Source organism: Nocardia sp. NPDC058658, assembly GCF_042716665.1.
Lineage (GTDB): Bacteria > Actinomycetota > Actinomycetes > Mycobacteriales > Mycobacteriaceae > Nocardia.
In genome coordinates this window covers 57,444-77,330 of sequence record NZ_JBHXRR010000021.1, presented here as the reverse complement: position 1 = coordinate 77,330, position 19,887 = coordinate 57,444, and the positions used below count along the sequence as shown (strand labels likewise).

Here is a 19,887-nt window from a genome sequence, read left to right as displayed (position 1 = left end):
GGTTCACGGTCCCGTCAGCAGGGTGACGATCGAGCGGACGTAGGCCTGAAGTCGTTCGCGCGGATACTTTTCCGGGTCGTTCACGGCCATGCGACCGAGCATTTCGGCGACGGTGAGCACCGAGTTCGCCAGTAGTTCGGCGTCCATGTCCGACCAGCGTGGCGACAGCGAAACACCCATGCGGACAAGCGATTCCGCACGCTCCACGATGTCCTTGCGCGAAGCGCGAAGGGCCGCACGGTATTCGTCGGGAGCGCTGGCGGGTGTTGCCAGGATCAGGCGCCAGCGGGTCGGATTCTGTAGTGCCACACCGACGAACGCTTCCACCGTCGACGATGCGACGGTCACCGGGTCGGCGCCGAGCAGATCCGCAGGCAGTGTGTCGGCGATCTGGTCCAGTCCGCGTTCGCGTTCGCGTTCGAGCAGGGCTTCGACGAGTTCGGCGCGGGTCTTGAACACCGTGTACAGCACCGGTTTTCCGACGCCGGCCTCCTGCGCGACGGCCTCCATGCTCAGCTCGTGCAGTTCCATCCGGCCCAGCACGGCGAACGCGGCGTCGAGCAGTTGCGCGCGGCGTTGCTCGGGCGGCAGGCGCGGGGCATAGCGGCGTCGCGGTCGTTGATCCTGCGTCGCGGTCACGCGCTCACCTGCCTTTCCCTCCGCCGACGATACCCCCGGGCCCTCCACGTAAATCCTACGCAACCGTTGTATTCACTCCACACCATTGCTACGGTGGTGTTGTATTCAAATTCGAGGTCTGACCTCGGCACTGCAAAGGAGCACGTGCAATGGCTTTCGATGCCTCCACCCTGCGCCGCGACGACTACGGCTTCTTCGGGCCCGACTCCCCCAGCTGGAAGGTCTGGACGTCGCCGACCGCCTTGATCGGATTCCAGCGCGCGGTCGCCCTCGAACACTTCGACCCGTTCCTCACCGCCGCCGTCGCCGATTCGCAGGGGATCTACAGCAACCCGCGCACGCGCCTTGACCACACGCTGCTGTACTTCGTGCTCGTCGCGGTCGGCGACGGGCGCACCGCCATCCAGGCCGCCGACCATCTGATGAAGGTGCACGCGCCGATGACGGGCATCGAACCGGTCAGCGGCAAGCGCTACAGCGCCAACAGCCCGCAGACCCAGCTCTGGATTCACATCACCGGCTGGCACTCGGTGCTCAAGGCCTACGAGATGTACGGACCTGGCCCGCTGAGTCCTGAAGAGGAACAACGCTTTTGGGCCGAATGCGCGATCGCGGCCGAACTGCAGACCTGCAAGCCGGCCGACGTTCCGCGCTCACGCGAGGAGGTGCGTGCCTACTACGCGCGGGTCCGGCCGCAGCTGTGCGTCACCGAGCGCGCCATCGAAGGCATGCACTATCTGATGTGGACGCCGCCGAGCAAGGGCTGGGGTTACGCGATCGGGAGCAGACTGCTCTCGCTGGCGAGCATCCCGACGCTGCCGATGTGGATGCGCGGGCTCGGGCGATACCGGGTGCCGCGCGTCGTCGATCTCGCGGTGCGGATTCCCGCGAAGGTGATCGTCTGGATCGCCGCCCGGCGCGACAACTGGGTGATCGTCAAGGCCGCGCCGTTCATCGCACCGATGACCGGGCAGGTCTTCGCGGCGCACGCCGCCGCGCCGGTGCCGGTCGAGCCGAGGACGATCACGCCCGAACGGGCGCGTGCGCTGTACGGCAGCCAGGGCAGTCGCAGCCTGTGGGCGGAGAAAGTCCCCGAAACCGCCTGAATGGCGAGGTCGGCCACGTCAACGACGCCGTGGTCGGCCCTTGATACACCGCGACTGGACGCCGGCTGACGCGCGTCCAGCGGCACTGCGCGGCGCCCGAACTCTTCGACGCTCGTCAGCTGACGCCGAGGGTGTTGATCGTCGCGGCCAGGAAGACGATAGCGCTGCCGAGCGCAGTCAACGCGGCCACGTCGAACGGGCGGCTGCGCACGGCGAGCAAACCCACCTGCACGGTCGGCAGGCACAACCGGAACGCGGCGGCCACCAGCGCGGCACTGCCGAAGATCAGCGCACCGCGACGCCACCGATCCCACGCGACGAACCCCACCGCGATCACGATCAGCGCGGTCACCACGGTCATCGGCAGGTGACTGCGCAGGTACTGCTCCCCCGCGCTCAACCGCGCGACCCGGTGCTTGCCGGTCGTCTCCGCCTCGTTCACGCCCCCGATTGTTCCAGACACCACCTGTGCGCGGGCAGGGCGGCGCATGACAGAGTGGTCCGCTGTGCTGCACCTGATCTTTCACGAGCCCGTGATTCCGCCCAATACCGGCAATGCGATCCGGTTGGCCGCGGGGACCGGCTGCGCGCTCCACCTCATCGAGCCGCTCGGCTTCGACCTGTCCGAATCCAAGCTGCGACGGGCCGGACTGGACTATCACGACCTCGCGGTGGTGACGGTGCATCCCGACCTGGCGACGGCGCTGGCGGCGATCCAGCCGGGGCGGGTGTTCGCCTTCACCACCCAGGCGACCACCCGGTTCACCGACATCGCCTATCAGGACAACGACGCGCTGCTGTTCGGCACCGAGCCCACGGGGCTGCCCGAGGAAGTCCTTGCCGATCCGGCGATCACCGAGCAGGTGCGCATTCCGATGCTGCCGGGGCGGCGGTCGATGAATCTGTCGAACGCGGCGGCGGTGTCGGTGTACGAGGCATGGCGGCAACTGGGGTTTCCCGGGGCTGTCTGACCCCACCGCACGCGCTGTCGGTCATTTGATCACCGGGCAACCATGGCGGCATCGCCCGAGCGAAATTCCCTGAGCGCCTGGTGAACGTTTGTCCGGGTTCTCAGTCGACATCGAAGCGCTTGAAGCGTGAGGTGGCGCCCGCAGTCAGCCGGACGGCGGATTTGGCGACACCGAAATGTTCGGCGAGGAGTTCGATCGCGGCTTTGTTCGCCTTGCCCTCGACCGCCGGGGCTCGGACGTAGAGGGTGAGGGTGCCGTCTTCGGCGGTTTCGACGAGTGGGCCTTTACGGCTGTTCGGTTTGATCGTCGCCCGCACTGTGGGCACCGGGGGTCTCCTTTTCGGACGCAGCCGGGGTCGCTGATCCGGTGGTCCCGGACGCAGTGGTCTCGGGTGCAGTGGTCGCGGGTGCAGTGGTCGCGGGTGCAGTGGTCGCCGGTGCGGCGGGCGGCGGGGTCGTGGCTGCCGGTGCGGCGGGCGCGTGCGCTGCGGTGCGACGGCGCCCGCGCAGGAATCGCAGTGCGGCATAGAGCAATCCGCCGATCACGGCGAGGAATCCGAGCCAGGGCACAGCCTTACCGGCGAAGACGACCGCGTCCTGCAGCCAGTCCACCAGCGAATTCCAGCCGGAGACGATGCCGTCCCAGAAGTTGTCCGGATCGCCGGGTGCGTGCTTGTCGTCGGCGGTCAGGGTGATGGTCAGCGTCGACAGCGAGACCTGATCGTCGAGGCTGCGTTTCTGCGCGGTGAGGCTGTCGAGTTCGCCCTGCCTGCTCGACAACGCCTCCTCGGCGGCGATCAGGTCGGCGGTGTTGGTGGCGCCGGTGATGAGCGCTTTGAGCCGGTCGACGGAGGCCTGCAGGGCGCGGATGCGGGCGTCGAGGTCCTGCCACTGCATGGTGACGTCGTCGCGGTTGGTGCTCACCCGGGTTACGGTGCCGACACCGCCGAGGCCGGTGATGAAGGCGTCGGTCTTGTCCGCGGGCACCCGCACAGTGAGCACCGCGCGCGCGGCACGCTTATCGGTACCGGGCTGTTCCATCCGGCTGTCGATCCGCCCATCGACGGCGCTGACCTGCTCGGCGACGGTCGTGGCAGCGGCGATCGGGTCGTCGGAGGTGACATCCACCGACCCGGTGATCACCTCTTTGCGATTGGACTGATCCGTCGGCGCCGGACTGTCCTTCGCCGGCGCACCCTCCCGGAACCCGGGCGCCACCGCGGGGGCGGGCCCGGTCAAAGCGCCGGGCGACCCACCGGCCTGATCCGCACTTTCGTCGCTACCGCACCCGACCAGGAACACGAGTCCGAGCAACGCGACCATCACCACGACAAGCTTGCGCATGTTCGCAGCGTAGTGCGCGCCGGGCCGCACGTCAGCGAGGTAACCGCAGCCGGTGCTCGGGGTCGAGCTCATTCACCTCCGTATCGCGGGCTTCGATCCTGCGGATCCGCTTCGCCGGAGCCGGTGCTTGTGGGTCCAGCGGGTCACCGTCGGGCGCTCGGTGTGGATCGGTTGCGGGTCAGATCGGCCGTCAGCGGTGGGCGCTCGGCCTGATTCAGCGGAAGTCGCGGGAGCGGGCGACGATGGTCAGGTCCAGGTGTTCGAGATGCTCGGCTACGAGACTTGCCGCGCCCTCGGCATTTTGGATGCGGCCGCGGATGAGCAGGGCGGTGGCGCTCTGGGCGAGGCGGCGGTAGCGGACCCACAGGCCGACCGAGCAGACGACGTTGATCATGCCGGTTTCGTCCTCGAGGTTGAGGAAGGTGACGCCCGCGGCGGTCGCGGGGCGCTGGCGATGGGTGACGGCGCCCGCCACCAGGATGCGGGCGCCGTCTTCGACGAGCAGGAGGTCTGCGGCGGGGACCACGCCGAGTGAATTCAGGTGGGCGCGAAGGAATTCGGTGGGATAGGAGTCGGGTGAGATGCCGGTGGCCCAGACGTCGGCGGCGGCGAGTTCGAGTGCGCTCATGCCGGGCAGGGACGGGGCAACGGTCGCGGGGCCGGTGCCGGGCAGGCGGTCGGTGCGCTCCACAGCTGCCGCGCCTGCCGCCCACAACGCCGCTCTGCGCACACTGCTCCCACGCGCATCCCGTTGCCTGTCCAGCGAATTCGGACCGCCGTTGCACTGCCCGAGCTGACCAGTGTCGGCCACGTCGACCAGGACATCCAGTGCCCCTGCGGTAGCCAGCGATTCCGCTTGGGCGACAGTGAGTTCCACGCGGCCGGTGAGGTCGAGCATCGAGGTGAAGGGGCCGTGTTCGGTGCGGGTGGCGACGATGCGGTCGGCGAGGTCGGTGCCGATGTGGCGCACCCCGGACAGGCCGAGGCGGATCTCGGTGCCCGCGTTCTCGAGGGTGGGTTCGGCGCGGCTGGCGTTGATGTCGGGGCCGTGCACGCGCACCCCGTGGCGGCGGGCGTCGGCGACCAGCGACTGCGGCGAGTAGAAACCCATCGGCTGCGCGCGCAACAACCCGGCGCAGAACGCGGCCGGATGATGCAGCTTGAACCACGACGAATAGAACACGATCGAGGCGAAACTCTGCGAATGACTTTCGGGGAAACCGAAATTGGCGAAGGCGTAGAGCTTTTCGTAGATGCGGTCGGCCAGCTCACCGGCGATGCCGTGCAGGTCCCGCATGCCCTGATAGAGCCGGTCCTTCAGCTGTTCCATCTTCTCGGGTGAGCGTTTGGAACCCATGGCGCGGCGCAACTGGTCGGCTTCGGCGGGACTGAAACCGGCGACGTCGATGGCCATCTGCATCAGCTGTTCCTGGAACAGCGGGATGCCGAGGGTGCGGGCGAGCGAATTCTCCAGCGCGGGATGATCGCAGACGGGCGCTTCCTTGCCGTTGCGCCTGCGGATATACGGGTGCACCGAACCACCCTGGATCGGGCCGGGGCGGATCAGCGCCACCTCCACCACCAGGTCGTAGAACTTGCGCGGCTTGAGCCGGGGCAGGGTCGCCATCTGCGCGCGCGACTCCACCTGGAACACCCCGATCGAATCGGCCCGCTGCAACATCTCGTAGACGCCGGGCTCAGCGAGATCGAGCGCGTGCAGTTCGACCTTCTCGCCCTTGTGCTCGTGCACCAGGTCGATCATGTAGTGCAGCGCCGAGAGCATGCCGAGCCCGAGCAGGTCGAACTTCACCAAACCGACTGCGGCGCAATCGTCTTTGTCCCACTGCAGCACGCTGCGTCCGGCCATCCGCGCCCACTCCACCGGGCACACGTCGGCGATCGGGCGGTCGCAGATCACCATGCCGCCGGAGTGAATACCCAAATGCCTTGGCAGACCGTCTAGTTCACCCGCTAGTTCGAGCACGGCGTCCGGGATGTCGGTGCCCGTTTCACCCGCAACCCCTGACCAGCGGCTCACCTGCTTGCTCCACGCGTCCTGCTGTCCCGGCGAAAAGCCCAGTGCCCGTGCGGCATCGCGCACCGAGGACTTGCCGCGATAGGTGATCACGTTCGCCACCTGGGCGGCATAGTCGCGACCGTACTTGGCGTAGACGTGCTGGATAGCCTCCTCACGGCGGTCGGATTCGATGTCGACATCGATGTCGGGTGGACCGTCACGCTCGGGCGAGAGGAACCGCTCGAACAGCAGTTGATTGGCGACGGGGTCCACATTGGTGATGCCGATGGCGTAGCAGACCGCCGAGTTGGCGGCCGAACCTCTTCCCTGACACAGGATGTCGCTCTTCTTGCAGAACTGGACGATGTCGTGCACCACCAGGAAGTAGCCGGGGAACTCCATCTTCTCGATCACCGCGAGCTCGTGCTCGATCTGCTGGTACGCCTTCGGGTTTCGTTCCGGTGGGCCGTAGCGTTCGGCGGCGCCGTTGAGCGCGAGGTGGCGCAACCACGAGTTCTCGTCGTGGTTGGCAGGCACTTCGAACGGGGGCAGGTTCGGGGCGATCAGCCGCAGGTCGAACACACATTCGCGAGCCAGCTCGGCCGCGTTCGCCACCGCGTGCGGATACTCGGCGAACAGCTGCGCCATCTCCGCACCAGACCGCAGATGCGCGCCGCCGGTGGGGGCGAGCCAGCCTGCCATCTCGTCGAGACTGCTCCTGGCCCGGATCGCGGCCAACGCCATCGCTCGACGCCGCTGTGCCGGTGACGCGAAATGCGCACCGGTCGTGGCGAGTACGGGCACACCGAGGCGATCGGCCAGCGCCACCAACAGCGCGTTGCGCTCGTCATCGGTGGCGATGCCGTGATGGGTGAGCTCCACACTCACCCGGTCGACACCGAACCGTTCGATCAGATCCCGCAGCGCCACTTCGGCTTGCGGCAACCTGGCATCGTCGGCACACAGATCCCGCTCGAGCGCGGTGCGCAGGTGGCCTTTTCGGCAGCCGGTGAGAATGTGCCAGTGCCCGCCGGCCGCGGCGGCAAGCGTGTCGAGGTCATAGCGCAGCACGCCTTTCTCTCCCGCGGCCATATGCGCCGCCGCCATCTCCCGCGACAGCCGCCGATACCCCTCTTGCCCCCTGGCAAGGATCAGCAGATGCGGCCCGTCCGGATCGGGAGAACCCGTGCGCGGCACCGAGTCCGGCGCATACACATGCCCGCCCCTCGGTCCGACTGAGCCGCTCGCACCATGGACGGGCGCCGAGCCGACAGCACCACCCATACCGAATCCAGCCGCCCGCGCAGGCCCGAGGTCGCCGGGTCGACCCGCGCCGCCAGGTGTCGAACCGGCCGCAACGCCGAACGACCCACCCCTGCCGAATCCAGCCGCGTACGCAGGGCCATAGCCGTCGGCCGTGCCGTCCATCGCCCCAGCACCGACTCCGCGCGCCTGCGCCGGACCGCCATTCGGGGCGCCAGTCTCCGGCGAGAACCGCGCTCCACCCCGAGGTACAGAACGGCGCCGGACCGCATCCCCTCGGCCCGGCGCCGCCTCCGCATCGGTTCCCAGTGACAGTTCGGCACCGAAAACCGTTGGCATTCCCCATTCCCTGGCCGCCTCGGCGAACCGGACGGTCCCGTAGAACCCGTTGTGGTCGGTGAGCGCGAGCGCCTCCAGACCGAGGCGCACCGCCTCCTCCACCAGCTCCTCCGGCTGACTCGCGCCGTCGAGGAAGCTGTAGGCGGAGTGGGTGTGCAGCTCCGCGTAGGGCACGGTCGGGCCGGTCGGCCGGTCGAGCTCGGCGGCGCGGTACTCGCCCCGCTTGCGCGACCAGGCCGGACTGTCGCCGCCGTCGCCGGGGTGCATGTCTTCGGTCGGCCTGCCGCTCGGCTTGCCCGAGAGCACCCGTTCCAGCTCCGACCAGGTCGGCGGCCCGTTGCTCCAGCCCATGCACCCACTCCTCTCACGACCCCCGCATCACCACACCCCTTTCCTGTTGGCACACAACTCAACTCGCGGGCAAGCGCTCCATCGACTGCGATTCCAACGCGGCCTCCACATGGCCGAGACCCTGACGGATCACCGCGCCGTAGGCATCGTTGGCGAGCACGTCCAGGTGCCCGCGCGCGATGGCCAGCTGCATCCGCGCCATCTCGAAGTCACCGACGCGGCGGTGACTGTCGGCAAGGTTCAGATACAGCGAGGGCAGGAACCCGCGCAGCCCCTCGTCGAGCGGGATGCCCGGCCCGAACACCGCGGCCAGCGCCCGCTGATCCCACAGCAACGCACCCTCCGGCAACTCCTGCACATCCGCGAGGTGGTGCGCCACCACGCAGCGATGCAACGGGTCGCCACCTTCCCCTATCTCACTCCACAGCCTGGTCAGCGCCGCGCGCGCGGCGTCAGGGTTGTAACCGCCGAGCCGCACCGCGGCATAGATGTCCGCCATCCGATCGTCCGCCATGTGCACCAGTATCGCACATACGTTCGAATAAATGCGAGAGGCATTCGAACATATTTTCGAGTTTCTCGAAGAGTCTGGTTGCCGAACTTACTTCGGAGTAAGTTCATGAGGAACGACCTGCAAAGGAGCAGTGATGTCTCAGGTTTCCCCAGGTGAACGCAAGCGGCGACGCGACCTCACCGGCAGGCACGTCGTGATCACCGGCGCGTCGTCCGGGATCGGGCGGGCCGCCGCGCTCGCGGTCGCCGACAAGGGCGCGGTCGTGTTCCTGCTCGCGCGCCGCGGCGACGAACTGGCCGCCGTGGTCACCGAGATCCTCGACGCAGGCGGGCAGGCCTACGGCTACCAGTGCGACGTCACCGATTCCGACTCCGTCGACGAGACCGTGGAGACCATCCTCACCCAGCACGGCCACGTCGACATGCTGGTCAACAACGCGGGCCGCTCCATCCGCCGCGCCATCCACCGCTCCACCGACCGCCTGCACGACTTCGAACGCACCATGGCGGTCAACTACTTCGGCGCCCTGCGCATGACCCTCGCCCTCCTGCCCCAGATGCGTGAACGCGGCTTCGGCCACATCGTCAACATCTCCAGCGCCGGCGTCCAGGTGGCCACGCCCCGTTTCGCCGCCTACCTCGCCAGCAAGGCAGCCCTGGACAAGTTCACCGAAGTCGCCTCGGTCGAAACCCTCGCCGACGGAGTCACTTTCACCACCATCCACATGCCGCTGGTGCGCACCCCGATGATCGCCCCCAGCGGCGACCAGGGCCCCTCCGAATCCCCCGAGTGGGCCGCGAGCACGATCGTGCGCGCCCTCACCGAACGCCCCAAACGCATCGACGTCCCCCTCGGCACTCTCGCCGAATACGGCGGCATCTTCACCCCCAAACTCCGCGACCGCATCATGCACCGCTACTACCGCGCGATCCCGGATTCCCCTGCGGCCAAAGGTGAATCGGTCGAAGTCACCGAGGTCCCGGTCCCGTCTAGTCCGAAAACCCCTTCACCCGCCCGCAAGGTCACCGGCACCGCTCTGCGCCGCGCGGCCCGCTGGGTCCCTGGCACCCACTGGTAGCCCGGCATAATCGCCCACTTCGCACGTTTTCAATCAGTTTTCTGACTGAATGCGCGCGAAGTGGGCGATTACGCCAGTCCTCGCTACACCCCGAGGGGCGGTGATGGTCCGCCGGCTTTGCGCCGGTCTTCTCGCTCAGGCCGTCAGAGTTCGGGGAGTTGTTCTACCTCGGCGGGTTCCAGGTAGGTGGCCGGTTTGGGGGTGGCGCCGCAGCTGGCCTGGCGGGGAGCGGCGGGGACGGTGCGGGCGGTGACTCGCCAGCGGCGGCCGTCGCGGTGGGTGACGATGGCGGCGCCCGCCTGGGTCGGGTCGTGGGTGGGGGTCGGGTCGGGGTGGGCGGTGAGGTCGGTCGCGGCGGCCGGGACCTGTTGGCGGACAGCTACTTCGGCGAGCTGGGAGATCGGGGGGTAGCAGCTGCGGCCGCGGAGGCCGGGTAGGGAGACCTCGCCTGTGTCGGCGGCTTCGAGCAGCGCCTTGGCGGCGGGGGCGTCGACGCGGCCGTAGGTGAGGCCCGACGGGAGCAGGACGACGGCGGGGGCGAAGCGGTGGCCGCCGGTGTGCGAGGCCTCCCAGACCCGGCTGGGGTAGTCGGCGGCCATGGCGGCGGCGATCGGGCGACCCAACAGCGCACAGCACTGGTCACGTTTGCCGTGCGCGCAGACCAACATCACCGGATCATCCACGCGCACACCGATTCCCGGAGCCGGACCGTCGACGAGATGCAGGTCGATATCGAACAGCTGTCGCAGGTCGGTGATCTCGAACCGCTCACACCAGGAACCCTCCGGCCGCGAACTGGCCAGCAGCACGGTGCGAGTCCCGGTGAACTCGTTGCGGCCCGGACGGCGGATCAGCGTCGGGCGAACCTTCGCCGCCGAAGTGCGGGCAGCCAGTTCGGCGGTGATCTCCGGCCCGAGTACCTCGTCACCGATCACATCGCTGCCCCACGCGCCGGGATGCTCGATACACAGCCAGCCGGTGACATGCGCCGCGGTGCCGGGAAGCGGAAGGTCGGCGGCGGCCGCCGAACACAGCATGCCCTCGAACGGGTTCACAGTGCTCCTTCCACGACCGAGCCGTCCGGACGATCCGGGACATGAGTCGTTTCACTCTAGAACCGGGGGCGTCGACCACGTTGACGCACACCCCACGCATCCGCTGTTCGATCGCGGGGTCGGCGGCGGTGCGGGCCGAGCGTGGCATGCCGCCGCGTGGGTGCCTGGCAGGTTCGCCACTGGGTGTGCCGCCTGGGATTTCGCCACTGGGTGCGCCGCCGGGGATGTCGAGTGGCGCACACTGCGCTGAGCGTTCACTATTCGACCTAGCTGTCGGAATCGCGACTGCGCGACCGACTAGCGTGCGCTCAGCGCAGTCTTCACCACAGCGGAGGTGGTGGGCAGGCCAACCGAGCCGGTCGCCACCCTCTACGAGCCACAAAGCCGCGAGGCATGAGGCATGAGCCGCGAGCCGCGAGCCGCGAGGCATGAGGCATGAGCCGCGAGCCGCGAGCCGCGAGCCGCGAGCCGCGAGCCGCGAGCCGCGAGCCGCGAGCCGCGAGGCATGAGGCATGAGCCGCGAGCCGCGAGCCGCGAGGCATGAGGCATGAGCCGCGAGCCGCGAGCCGCGAGGCATGAGGCATGAGCCGCGAGGCATGAGCCGGAATGCCGCGGTTGGTTGTCGGCCGACCGGCCAGGTGTCCAGCGGCCGATCACGAGCGCGGTCCAGACTGCGGCGGGTGCGGGGCGGCTACTCGTAGACGCCCTCGGCGTGCCATAGGGCGGACTCGTGGACGAGGAGGACTGCGCGGATTTCGGTGAGGTCGGCGTCGAGTTGGATCTGGACGCGGACGGCCAGGGCCTCGGGTTCGGTGGTGGACCACCAGCGTTCGGCGATCGGCCATGGGCCTGCCCAGCCGAGGAGGGCCCACTGTTTGCGGCCCCAGCGCAGGCGGGTGGGGGTGGCGGTGAACAGGCCGCGGTCGGTGATCAGGACAGGGGTTCCGTCGGCGGCGGTGAGGTGGACGACCGGGCGGTGCAGCAGGAGCAGGGTGGGGGCGGGTTCGGGGAGGCGGCCGGGCCAGGGGTGGGTGGGGTCGGCGGCGGGGGTGAGTTCGTCGCCGAGGGCGATCATGGTGATGCGTTCGGCGGGGCCGCGGCCGCCGCTGAGCACGCCGATACGCACGGCTTCGCCGCCGAGCAGGCCCTGCACGCGGACAAGGGCGCGGCGGGCGCGTTCGGTTTCCTCGCCTTCGCCGCCCCACAGGCCCAGTTGCAAGGCACCCGCGGCGACCACCTCTACCGGTTCCAGGGTGAGCGCGACGATCGGTCCGGTGGGGCGGGCTCGGTGGGTGAGCCAGCCGTCGAGTTGCCAGCGGACGCGGTCGGCGGTGTCGGCGGGGGTGAGCGGGCGGGCGCAGCGCCAGATTCGGGTCAGTTCCTCGCCTGTTTCGGTGCGCGCGGTCACGGCGAGGCGGGTGCAGGCCACGCCTGCCGCCGACAGGACCGCGTGCAGTTGGGTGGACAGTTGCCTGCCTGCGAAGGCAGCCGCGTCGACCCGGTCGATGGGTGGGTCGCAGGCCAGTTCGACGGTCAGTTCCGGGGCGGGGCGGCGCGCCGACGGTGGGCGTTCCGGGAGGGCACGGGCGGTGCGGTGGGCGAGCACGGCGTCGGCGCCGAACCTCGACGCCACTTCGGCGGGAGACAGGCATGCGAAATCACCGATGCGGCGTAAACCCAAGCGGCGTAACAGGTCTACGAGGTCTTTGCGCTCCGGTGCGGACAGGCTCGGTTCCATCGCGAGCTCCGAGACCAGGAGCGGGGCAAGGTACTTCGCACCCTCCCCCTGCGCCACGATCGCGCCGCGCTTGGCTGCGATCACCGCCGTCGACATGGCATCGGCGATCCCGATCTGCGCCTCCGCGCCCGCCGCCGCGACCGCATCGATCAACCGCACCACCGCGGCCTCCTCCGAACCGAAATACCGTGCGGCACCACGTGCTCCGAGCACGACGAGCCCAGGCCGCAGCACCTCCACCCTCGGCACCGTCGCATCCACCGCCCCGACCACCGGCTCGAACAACCGCGCGTCCCGATCCGGATCATCCTGCACCACAACAAGTTCCGGGCAGAACCCCTGCGCATCCCGCCGACCCATCCCCCGCCGCACCCCGTCGGCCCGTGCGATCGCCGAACACGCCACCACCGAACTCCCCCGCAACACCGCGATCGGCCGATCCGCCGACACCCCCTCCACCACCGCCGCCGCCACCGCGGGCCAGTCCGGACACCACACCGCCAACACCCGATCAACGCGCGCCACAACACCGCACCCCACGACCGAATGAACCACCACCGAGCGGGCCCAGGTGCCACCCCACCAGCACCCGATCAACGCACACCCGTCCACACCCCGCGACCGTCCGAACCACCGCACGCGACCCGGGCACGCCGCGAGCACCCGAATCAACGCACGCCACAAAGACCCCCCAGACCCACTGAACGCGGACCTCGACACCGGTCGACCCGGCGCTGGCGAACCGCAGCAGCACCACGGCCAGCCGACCGAACGAAGACCCCATCGCTTCGACCTGCCGCAAGAGGTCAGCCCGGTAGCGCCGACCCAGGCGCCACACCACCCGATCAACGCACACCACAAAGACACCCCCGACCCACTGATCGCGGACCTCGACACCGGTCGGCCCGATGCCGGTGAACCTCGGCGGCACCACAGTGGGGCGACCGGACGGAGACTTCATCGCTTCGACCGATTGTGGGAGGTCGGTCCGGTAGCCCGTGCCCGAGGACTGCGGTGTGAGCCCGGCATTTTCGTACAAAACGGCCCCATCCAGTCAGTTTTCTGACTGAACGGCGGCGAAGTGCGTGAAAATGCCGGGTCCGGGGTGCGGTTCGTGCGCGGACGAGAGGTCGGCGGCCGTTCGGTGGGCGCCGGGTGGGCGGTGGGCTCGCTCATGCCCATCGTGGTGAACCGGATAACGGGCCGACGGTCACGAGACTGCCTCGCGCAGCGCGGTGACTTCGGTTGTGCGGGTGATGGTTTCGCGCGGCAGCCATTCGGTACGGCCGGCCTGTGCGCACAGATCCATGTGGCCATGGCGGGTCTGGCCCGCTTTGGCGCTGACGCGCACGTCGAGACAGACCGAGCGCAGCCGGCCGCGACCGGGGCCGAGGCCTCGGTAGCCGGTGACGCGTGAGTCGAGGCGCAGGGTCGGGTTGACCCATTCGCCGCCGGCGACGACCAGGGTTGCGCCGCGGTTGCGGGCGCGGGCGGCCAGGACTCGGCAGCGTGACGGCGCGACGGAGAACCCGCTCAGGCCGAGGACCACCAGGTCCAGGCCGTCGAGCAGGACCGCGGCCACCTCGGCGGGGTCGGGGCCGGGGTCGGCGATCACCGCGAGGCGGGACAGTTCGGCGCCCATCTCCGCGGCGGCCAGCAAACCGAGCCGGGGCAGGCCGACCACCGCCGCGTGACCACCGTTTCCGGTCACCGAAGCGAGCAGCCCGGTCAGCAGGGAGTGGGCGCCGGTATAGGCGACCACCGACCCTTTCGGCAGCCCGCCGTCGGGCAGCAGGTCGGCGAGCGGCGGCGGTACCGGCAACAGATCACGCCGTAACGGCTGCTCACGCGGGATATGACCGGTCGCGGACTCACCGCGTCCGGGTACCGCCGCCATGCGCCTGCGCAGTTCGTCGAGCATGCCCTGATCGGGCGACAACGCTTCCGAACCCATCAACACCACCTACTTCCACGATGGACCCGCGAGCGGAAAACCGCCCTGCGCTGAAACGGCAGCACCGTTCCAGCTATCGATCGTATTCGAATATACGTTCGATAGCGACCAGCGTGACACCCACCCCCTCCCCGTGTCCATCACCGAGCACCACGAAGATCCCGGCCAGTCAGCGCCATATTCGACTACCCTCGCACCCGTGACCGAACGTGCTCGCCCCCATATCGGCCCCGACTACCTGGTCGCGGGCCGCTACCGCCTGCAGTCCAAGCTGGGTGGAGGTGGCATGGGTGCGGTCTGGCTCGCGACCGACAGGTTGCTGAACCGGGAAGTCGCGATCAAGCAGGTGCTGTCCACCGCGGGACTCAGCGCGGCCGAAGCCGAGCGGATCCGCAGCAACATCGTGCACGAGGGCCGGGTGGCCGCGAAGCTGTCGCACACCCACGCCGTGGCCGTGCACGACGTGGTGATCGAGGCGGGCGAACCGTGGCTCGTCATGGAGTACTTACCCTCGCGCAGCGTGGCCAAGGCGCTCGCGCTGGTCGACACGCTGCCCGCGGTCGAGGTCGCCCAGATCGGCGCGCAGGTGGCCGACGCGCTCGCCGCCGCGCATGCCGCGGGCATCGTGCACCGCGATATCAAGCCGGGCAACATCCTCGTCGCCGACCGCGGCAACAATGTGGGCCTGGCCAAACTCAGTGACTTCGGCATCTCGCGCGGGGCGGGCGACACGCACGGTGACGAACCCGACGGTGTGATCACCGGCACCCCCGCCTACCTCCCGCCCGAAGTCGCGCGCGGTGCGCAGCCCACCGAGGCCAGCGACGTGTTCTCCCTCGGCGCCACCCTCTACACCGCGCTGGAGGGCCAACCGCCGTTCGGTTTCGACTCCGACGAGCACGACGTCGTCGCCGCGGCCGCGATGGGCCGGATCATCCCGCCCACCCGCAGCGGCATCCTCACCCAGCCGCTGCTGCACATGCTCGAGCCCGCACCCCAGCGCCGCCCCACCATGGCCGAGGCCCGCGACGAAATCCTCACCGCCGCCTTCGGACCAGGCACCGGCGCCTACATCCTCGGCGTGCCGCTGCGCACCGAAGACGGCACCATCCCGGCCTGGTCCACCCGCAACTCCGCCAGCGGGCTGCGCAGCCCCAATTCCACCCCGCTACCGCGCCCGCACCGCACCCCGCTCGCCGCCACTGCCGCCCCCCAACAGCAGCGCACCGGCAGCTTCATCGACAACCTCCCCAACGGCGCCCCCCTCGCCATCGGCGCCGGCGTACTGATCGGCTTGGTCATCCTGATCGCGATCATCATCGCCGTGATGTAAAGGCCACACACCGCACTACCAACCCCACACCTGCGACCCATAGGGAGCAGCGGCCACGCAGTGGCCGGTCGCGGCCGGGTCGCCGGTTAGCCGCCGTTGCGAACCGCCGCAGGGGCCACCACCCGCCGCGAACCCGCGGCCCCGGCCGTATGGCGGCGTTTCGTACCCTCGCATGTCCAACCCAACGGCGGCTAACCGGCGGCCCCTCGGGGCCGCGACTCGAGCGCGCCAGCGCTCCAATAAACACAGCGTCAAACCTGCCTGGGACCACCGAACTCAGGTAGTCCCTGACACACTCATTCGATCCGTCGTCGGTGCGCCCAGCGGGTCAGTGCGTTCCGGTTCGACTGCTGGGTCTTGCGCAGCACATTCGACGCGTGCGTCTCGACGGTCTTCACCGAGATGAACAGGGATTCGGCGATCTCCCGATAGGTGTAACCGCGCGCCAGCAAGCGCAGCACCTCCAGTTCACGCGGGGTGAGCGAATCCAATTCGGGGTCGAGTGGCGGCTCCGGCACCGGTGAGCGCCCGGTGAACGAGTCGAGTACGAAACCGGCCAGCCGCGGGCTGAACACCGCGTCCCCACCGGCGACCCGGCGGATACCGTCGGCCAGCTCGGCGCCGGAGATCGTCTTGGTGACGTACCCGCGCGCGCCAGCCCTGATCACCGCGATCACATCCTCGGCCGCGTCGGACACGCTCAACGCCAAACACACCGGCCCCGTGGCGATCCCGCTCAGCACCGCCACCCCACCGCCATCGGGCATATGCACATCCAGCAGCACCACATCCGGCTTCGCGGCATCGATCCCGGCGATCGCCTCCGCCACCGCCCCCGCCTCACCGACGACCTCCATATCGGTCTCACGGCTCAGCTCGGCCCGCACCCCCGACCGGAAGACCGCGTGATCGTCGACCAGGAAAACCCGCACACTCACTACCAGACTCCTCATTCGAACCGTGTCGATCGATCTGCTGTCATCGGTACCACACTGCGGTGCCCAGGCGGCGAAATCGGCGGAGCACGGTACCGGTGCGGCCTGCCGTAGCAGCCGAATCGGCGGGGTCGGGGCCGAGTGCGATCGCGCACTCAGGGATCGGACCGGTGTTCCAACCTCGTCGCACGGCCATCGGGACACGGCGGAACAGGTGCGTCACCGGATGTTTCGACACCGCTCACGATTCCGTCCGGCCCGATGGCATGGAGTCACCCGCCACCCTGGCCCGACGTGAGGTCGCCCGCCGTCCGGTCCGACGCGAGGTCGCCCGCCGTCCGGTCCGACGCGAGGTCGCCCGCACCCTGGTCCGACGCGAGGTCACCTGCGGGTTGGTCCGGTTCGGAGGATCCGGAGTCGGTGCGCGGCATGACAATCCGCACCTCGGTGCCACGTCCCACGGTCGAGTCGATCTCGGCGGTGCCGCCGCGGCGCTCGATTCTGGCGCGGATCGACTTGGCCACCCCGCGCCGGTCGGCGGGCACCGCGGAGACGTCGAAACCGGCGCCGCGGTCGCGGACGAAGATGCTCACCTGGTGCGGTTCGGTTTCGGCGAACAGGTCGATCTCGGGGACGTCGGCGTGTTTGGCGGCGTTGACCAGTGCCTCGCGGGTGGCGCCGAGCAGGGCGGTGAAATGTTCCTTCGGCAGGCCCGCGCCGGTGTCGCCGGGGTCGAGCGCGACGTCGCCGACCACGACCGGGGTGACCTTCACACCGTGCTGGTCCTCCACCTCGCCCGCGATGGTGCGCAGCGCGGTGGCCAGGCTGGACTGCGCGGGCGCGGTGTCGTCGAAGAGCCACTTGCGCAGTTCGCGCTCCTGACTGCGGGCCAGGCGGAGCACCTCTTGTGGATCCTCGGCCTGCCGCTGGATCAGCGCGAGCGTCTGCAATACCGAATCGTGCAGGTGGGAGGCGATCTCCTCGCGTTCCTCGTTGCGAATGCGGGCGCCGCGCTCGGCATTGAGCGCGCGGACCATGCGCAGCCACAGCGGCACCGTGAGCAGACCCGCGCCGACCAGCGTGACCGCCACCGCGATCAGCGCCGATCCGAGCGAAGAGAGATCGATCCTGGCCAGCACCACCACCCCGAGCCCGACCACGATCAGCGTCGCCCCGGCCACGATCCGCGACCAGGTGACCACCGAGGGGCGCGCGGGCAGTCCGAACAGGGCACGTGGACCCGGCGCGGCGACGTCGTATTCGCGCCACACCAGCGCAGCACCGACCGCGACCACCACGATCGGCGCGATCACCTGTGCGGCTGTCCCCTGGAACAGCCAGCCCACCGTCACCGTGAGCCCGAGGCCGAGCAAGGCCAGGCCGATCGCCTGCCTGCGCTCGTCACCGGTCGGCTTCACCGCGTCGGCGCCACCGGGGGTGAAGATCCAGAGCAGCCCGTACGCCACCAATCCCGCACCGACCAGCGCGGACAGCAGCACGAACGCCAACCGCACCTTCACCACGTCGACACCGAGATGGTCGGCCAGACCACCCGCAACCCCACCTACCACCCGCCCACCGCTGCGGCGAACCAACCGCGGTGTCTCGGGCACGGGCGCACCCATCGGCTCGGGACCGGGGTTGGGCAGCATAGGCCGGTAGCCGCGAGGCACGCCGTAGCCCTGCGGATACGGGGCATAACCCGGCACGGTCCGGTACTGCTGCTGCGGAACATATTGCGGCGCCCCGTAGACCACCGGCCCACTCCCGCGCCCTACGAAACGATCACGCAGCCGATGCCCGCCGAACCGCGGATTCACCGCTGCCCCTGGCCCCTCGGAAGACCCACCCGGTCGAAACCCGTTCGCCGCCCGCGGCGCACCAGCAGCGGCCGCACCCGTGCCGACCCCAGGCTGATAACCGGGCGCGGAACTCGAACTGCGAGCGCCGTCGACACCATTACCGACCGCAGTCCGATAGCCCGGACCCGCGCTCGCCCCGTTCCCGCCCACGCCGAACGTCGAGCCGACAGCATTGTTGCCGGCGACAGGCGGGTAGCCGGCCGCGTCGCCGATACTCGCCCCGTTGCCACCAGCGGGCCGGTAGCCGGGCGCGGCACCGTTGCGTGTGTTCGCGCTGTTGCCGCCCGCAAGCCCAGCGGGCGGGTAGTAGGGCGCGTTGTTCCCGGCGGCGGCGCCGGGCCCGGGTGGGGTCGCAGACCCCTGGGCGGCAGTGCGGGCGGGAACAGACGGATCCATGTTCTCGATAGTGGCACGTGCGGCGGGGTGCTGACATCAGGAAAGTCCCTGATCTCATCCCTGATGTCGGCCATTCGGCGCTGACCTGGGTGGGAAGCTGTCCGGTCCGGACAGAAATCAGTCCCTACCAGGGTGAATGTCGGATCCGGTGACAGGCCGGAGCGGGAATGCCGGACGCCGGACCGGCAACCCGGCCGCAGCGCCCTCAGCAGGCCTTTTAAGCCGACAGGCGGTCGCACCGAAAGCCCGGCCGCAGAAGCTTTTCCTACGTTGATGGCAGGCCGAAATTGCGGCCGCCGCTTCAGGGGAGGAACACGTGAACATCTTCACCACCGTGCTGGGTGCCGCCACTATCGGATTGAGCACACTGGGGATCACCCCGATCGCCTCGGCCACGCCGATGGCACCGCACGAGACGACCTATCGCGGGCCCACCGGCTTCGAACTCACCATCGGACACACCGAGGAGTCCTACCGGCTGGTGCCCCCGCTCAACGCGATGCCGACCAATCGCGAGGTGTTTCTCGACAACACCGTCTACGTCACCGCACCGGCAGGCGCGACCGGCGAGATCACTTCCGGCTACCTCGTCGCCTGCGCGGTGGACCTGACCCTGTCGGTCGGGCTCGACGGCGGCATCTCCGCGAGCGCCGGGGCGAGCATCGGGTTCGGCTCATCCGGTCCCGACGTGTCCGCCGATATCGGTCCGTCGATCTCGGCGGGCCTGGATCTGAGCCTGTCGCTCGCGCCGGGCGAGATCAAGAAGATCGATGTGGGGTCGATGAAGCTGGGTTCGGGCACCACCTATCTGGTGAACCGGGACTTCCACCTGATGGTGGGCAACTGCGGTGGACCGCTCAACGTCTACTCGTGGGCGACGGTCACCGCGAGCACCGGACAGGTGAGCGCGACCAACTCGGTCTTCGGCGACACCATGTTCCTGTGAGCCATCGGGGCCCGGCGACTCGCCGGGCCCCGTCGGTCCGAATACCA

The 19,887-nt window shown here is 69.2% G+C and carries 16 protein-coding genes; 5 read left to right on the top strand and 11 right to left on the bottom strand.

The genetic code is table 11. The features are described from left to right. Positions 1-3: 3 nt before the first annotated feature. Positions 4-639 (bottom strand): TetR/AcrR family transcriptional regulator, encoded by a 636-nt coding sequence (locus tag ACFWUP_RS24500; RefSeq protein ID WP_379238031.1) that lies wholly within the window; start codon positions 637-639, stop codon positions 4-6. Between the two features lie 149 nt (positions 640-788). Between ACFWUP_RS24500 and ACFWUP_RS24495 the strand changes: the two genes are divergently transcribed. After that, a complete protein-coding gene (locus ACFWUP_RS24495) occupies positions 789-1,745 on the top strand; it encodes an oxygenase MpaB family protein (protein ID WP_379238029.1) in 957 nt (318 codons plus the stop codon). Positions 1,746-1,860: 115 nt separating this feature from the next. Here the strand turns inward: ACFWUP_RS24495 and ACFWUP_RS24490 are convergent, their stop codons facing one another. Next, positions 1,861-2,187, bottom strand: coding sequence for a DUF3017 domain-containing protein (locus ACFWUP_RS24490; RefSeq protein ID WP_235569656.1), 327 nt, complete (start codon positions 2,185-2,187; stop codon positions 1,861-1,863). Positions 2,188-2,233: 46 nt separating this feature from the next. Here ACFWUP_RS24490 and ACFWUP_RS24485 point away from each other — a divergent pair, with 46 nt between their 5' ends. Beyond that, the gene (locus tag ACFWUP_RS24485; protein WP_379238027.1) at positions 2,234-2,716 is read left to right on the top strand and encodes a tRNA (cytidine(34)-2'-O)-methyltransferase; all 483 of its coding nucleotides are present in this window, start codon (positions 2,234-2,236) and stop codon (positions 2,714-2,716) included. 100 nt (positions 2,717-2,816) lie between these two features. Here ACFWUP_RS24485 and ACFWUP_RS24480 read toward each other — a convergent pair whose 3' ends face one another. The 4 genes from ACFWUP_RS24480 to ACFWUP_RS24465 all read right to left on the bottom strand — a co-directional run bounded on the left by ACFWUP_RS24480 (position 2,817) and on the right by ACFWUP_RS24465 (position 8,543). Further along, a complete protein-coding gene (locus tag ACFWUP_RS24480; RefSeq protein WP_379238025.1) occupies positions 2,817-3,041 on the bottom strand; it encodes a DUF167 domain-containing protein in 225 nt (74 codons plus the stop codon). Next, entirely contained in the window at positions 3,001-4,131 is a 1,131-nt protein-coding gene (locus tag ACFWUP_RS24475) for a DUF4349 domain-containing protein (RefSeq protein ID WP_379238023.1), read from the bottom strand. The genes ACFWUP_RS24480 and ACFWUP_RS24475 overlap by 41 nt, the downstream gene beginning before the upstream one ends. Before the next feature lie 142 nt (positions 4,132-4,273). After that, on the bottom strand, positions 4,274-8,029 hold the full coding sequence (locus ACFWUP_RS24470; RefSeq protein ID WP_379238021.1) for an error-prone DNA polymerase: 3,756 nt from the start codon (positions 8,027-8,029) through the stop codon (positions 4,274-4,276). Between the two features lie 58 nt (positions 8,030-8,087). After that, a complete protein-coding gene (locus ACFWUP_RS24465; protein WP_379238019.1) occupies positions 8,088-8,543 on the bottom strand; it encodes a hypothetical protein in 456 nt (151 codons plus the stop codon). Positions 8,544-8,676: 133 nt separating this feature from the next. Here ACFWUP_RS24465 and ACFWUP_RS24460 point away from each other — a divergent pair, with 133 nt between their 5' ends. Further along, positions 8,677-9,621: an SDR family NAD(P)-dependent oxidoreductase gene (locus tag ACFWUP_RS24460; RefSeq protein ID WP_379238017.1), complete on the top strand. Its 945-nt coding sequence runs from the start codon at positions 8,677-8,679 to the stop codon at positions 9,619-9,621. Between the two features lie 143 nt (positions 9,622-9,764). On the opposite strand, the gene ACFWUP_RS24455 is transcribed toward ACFWUP_RS24460, so the two are convergent. The 3 genes from ACFWUP_RS24455 to ACFWUP_RS24445 form a co-directional block, all read right to left on the bottom strand. Then, positions 9,765-10,658, bottom strand: coding sequence for a sucrase ferredoxin (locus ACFWUP_RS24455; protein WP_379238115.1), 894 nt, complete (start codon positions 10,656-10,658; stop codon positions 9,765-9,767). A gap of 709 nt (positions 10,659-11,367) precedes the next feature. After that, a complete protein-coding gene (locus tag ACFWUP_RS24450; RefSeq protein WP_379238015.1) occupies positions 11,368-12,939 on the bottom strand; it encodes a DNA polymerase Y family protein in 1,572 nt (523 codons plus the stop codon). A gap of 685 nt (positions 12,940-13,624) precedes the next feature. Continuing rightward, positions 13,625-14,368 (bottom strand): hypothetical protein, encoded by a 744-nt coding sequence (locus ACFWUP_RS24445; protein WP_379238013.1) that lies wholly within the window; start codon positions 14,366-14,368, stop codon positions 13,625-13,627. Between the two features lie 199 nt (positions 14,369-14,567). On the opposite strand from ACFWUP_RS24445, the gene ACFWUP_RS24440 reads away from it, so the two are divergent. Then, a complete protein-coding gene (locus tag ACFWUP_RS24440) occupies positions 14,568-15,701 on the top strand; it encodes a serine/threonine-protein kinase (RefSeq protein ID WP_379238011.1) in 1,134 nt (377 codons plus the stop codon). A 296-nt stretch (positions 15,702-15,997) separates the two neighbouring features. On the opposite strand, the gene ACFWUP_RS24435 is transcribed toward ACFWUP_RS24440, so the two are convergent. Together ACFWUP_RS24435 and ACFWUP_RS24430 are read right to left on the bottom strand one after the other, a co-directional pair. Further along, positions 15,998-16,654, bottom strand: coding sequence for a response regulator (locus ACFWUP_RS24435; RefSeq protein WP_379220399.1), 657 nt, complete (start codon positions 16,652-16,654; stop codon positions 15,998-16,000). A gap of 254 nt (positions 16,655-16,908) precedes the next feature. After that, positions 16,909-18,288 (bottom strand): PspC domain-containing protein, encoded by a 1,380-nt coding sequence (locus tag ACFWUP_RS24430; protein WP_379238113.1) that lies wholly within the window; start codon positions 18,286-18,288, stop codon positions 16,909-16,911. A 922-nt stretch (positions 18,289-19,210) separates the two neighbouring features. On the opposite strand from ACFWUP_RS24430, the gene ACFWUP_RS24425 reads away from it, so the two are divergent. Further along, a complete protein-coding gene (locus ACFWUP_RS24425; protein WP_379238009.1) occupies positions 19,211-19,840 on the top strand; it encodes an MspA family porin in 630 nt (209 codons plus the stop codon). The last annotated feature ends 47 nt before the right edge of the window (positions 19,841-19,887 follow it).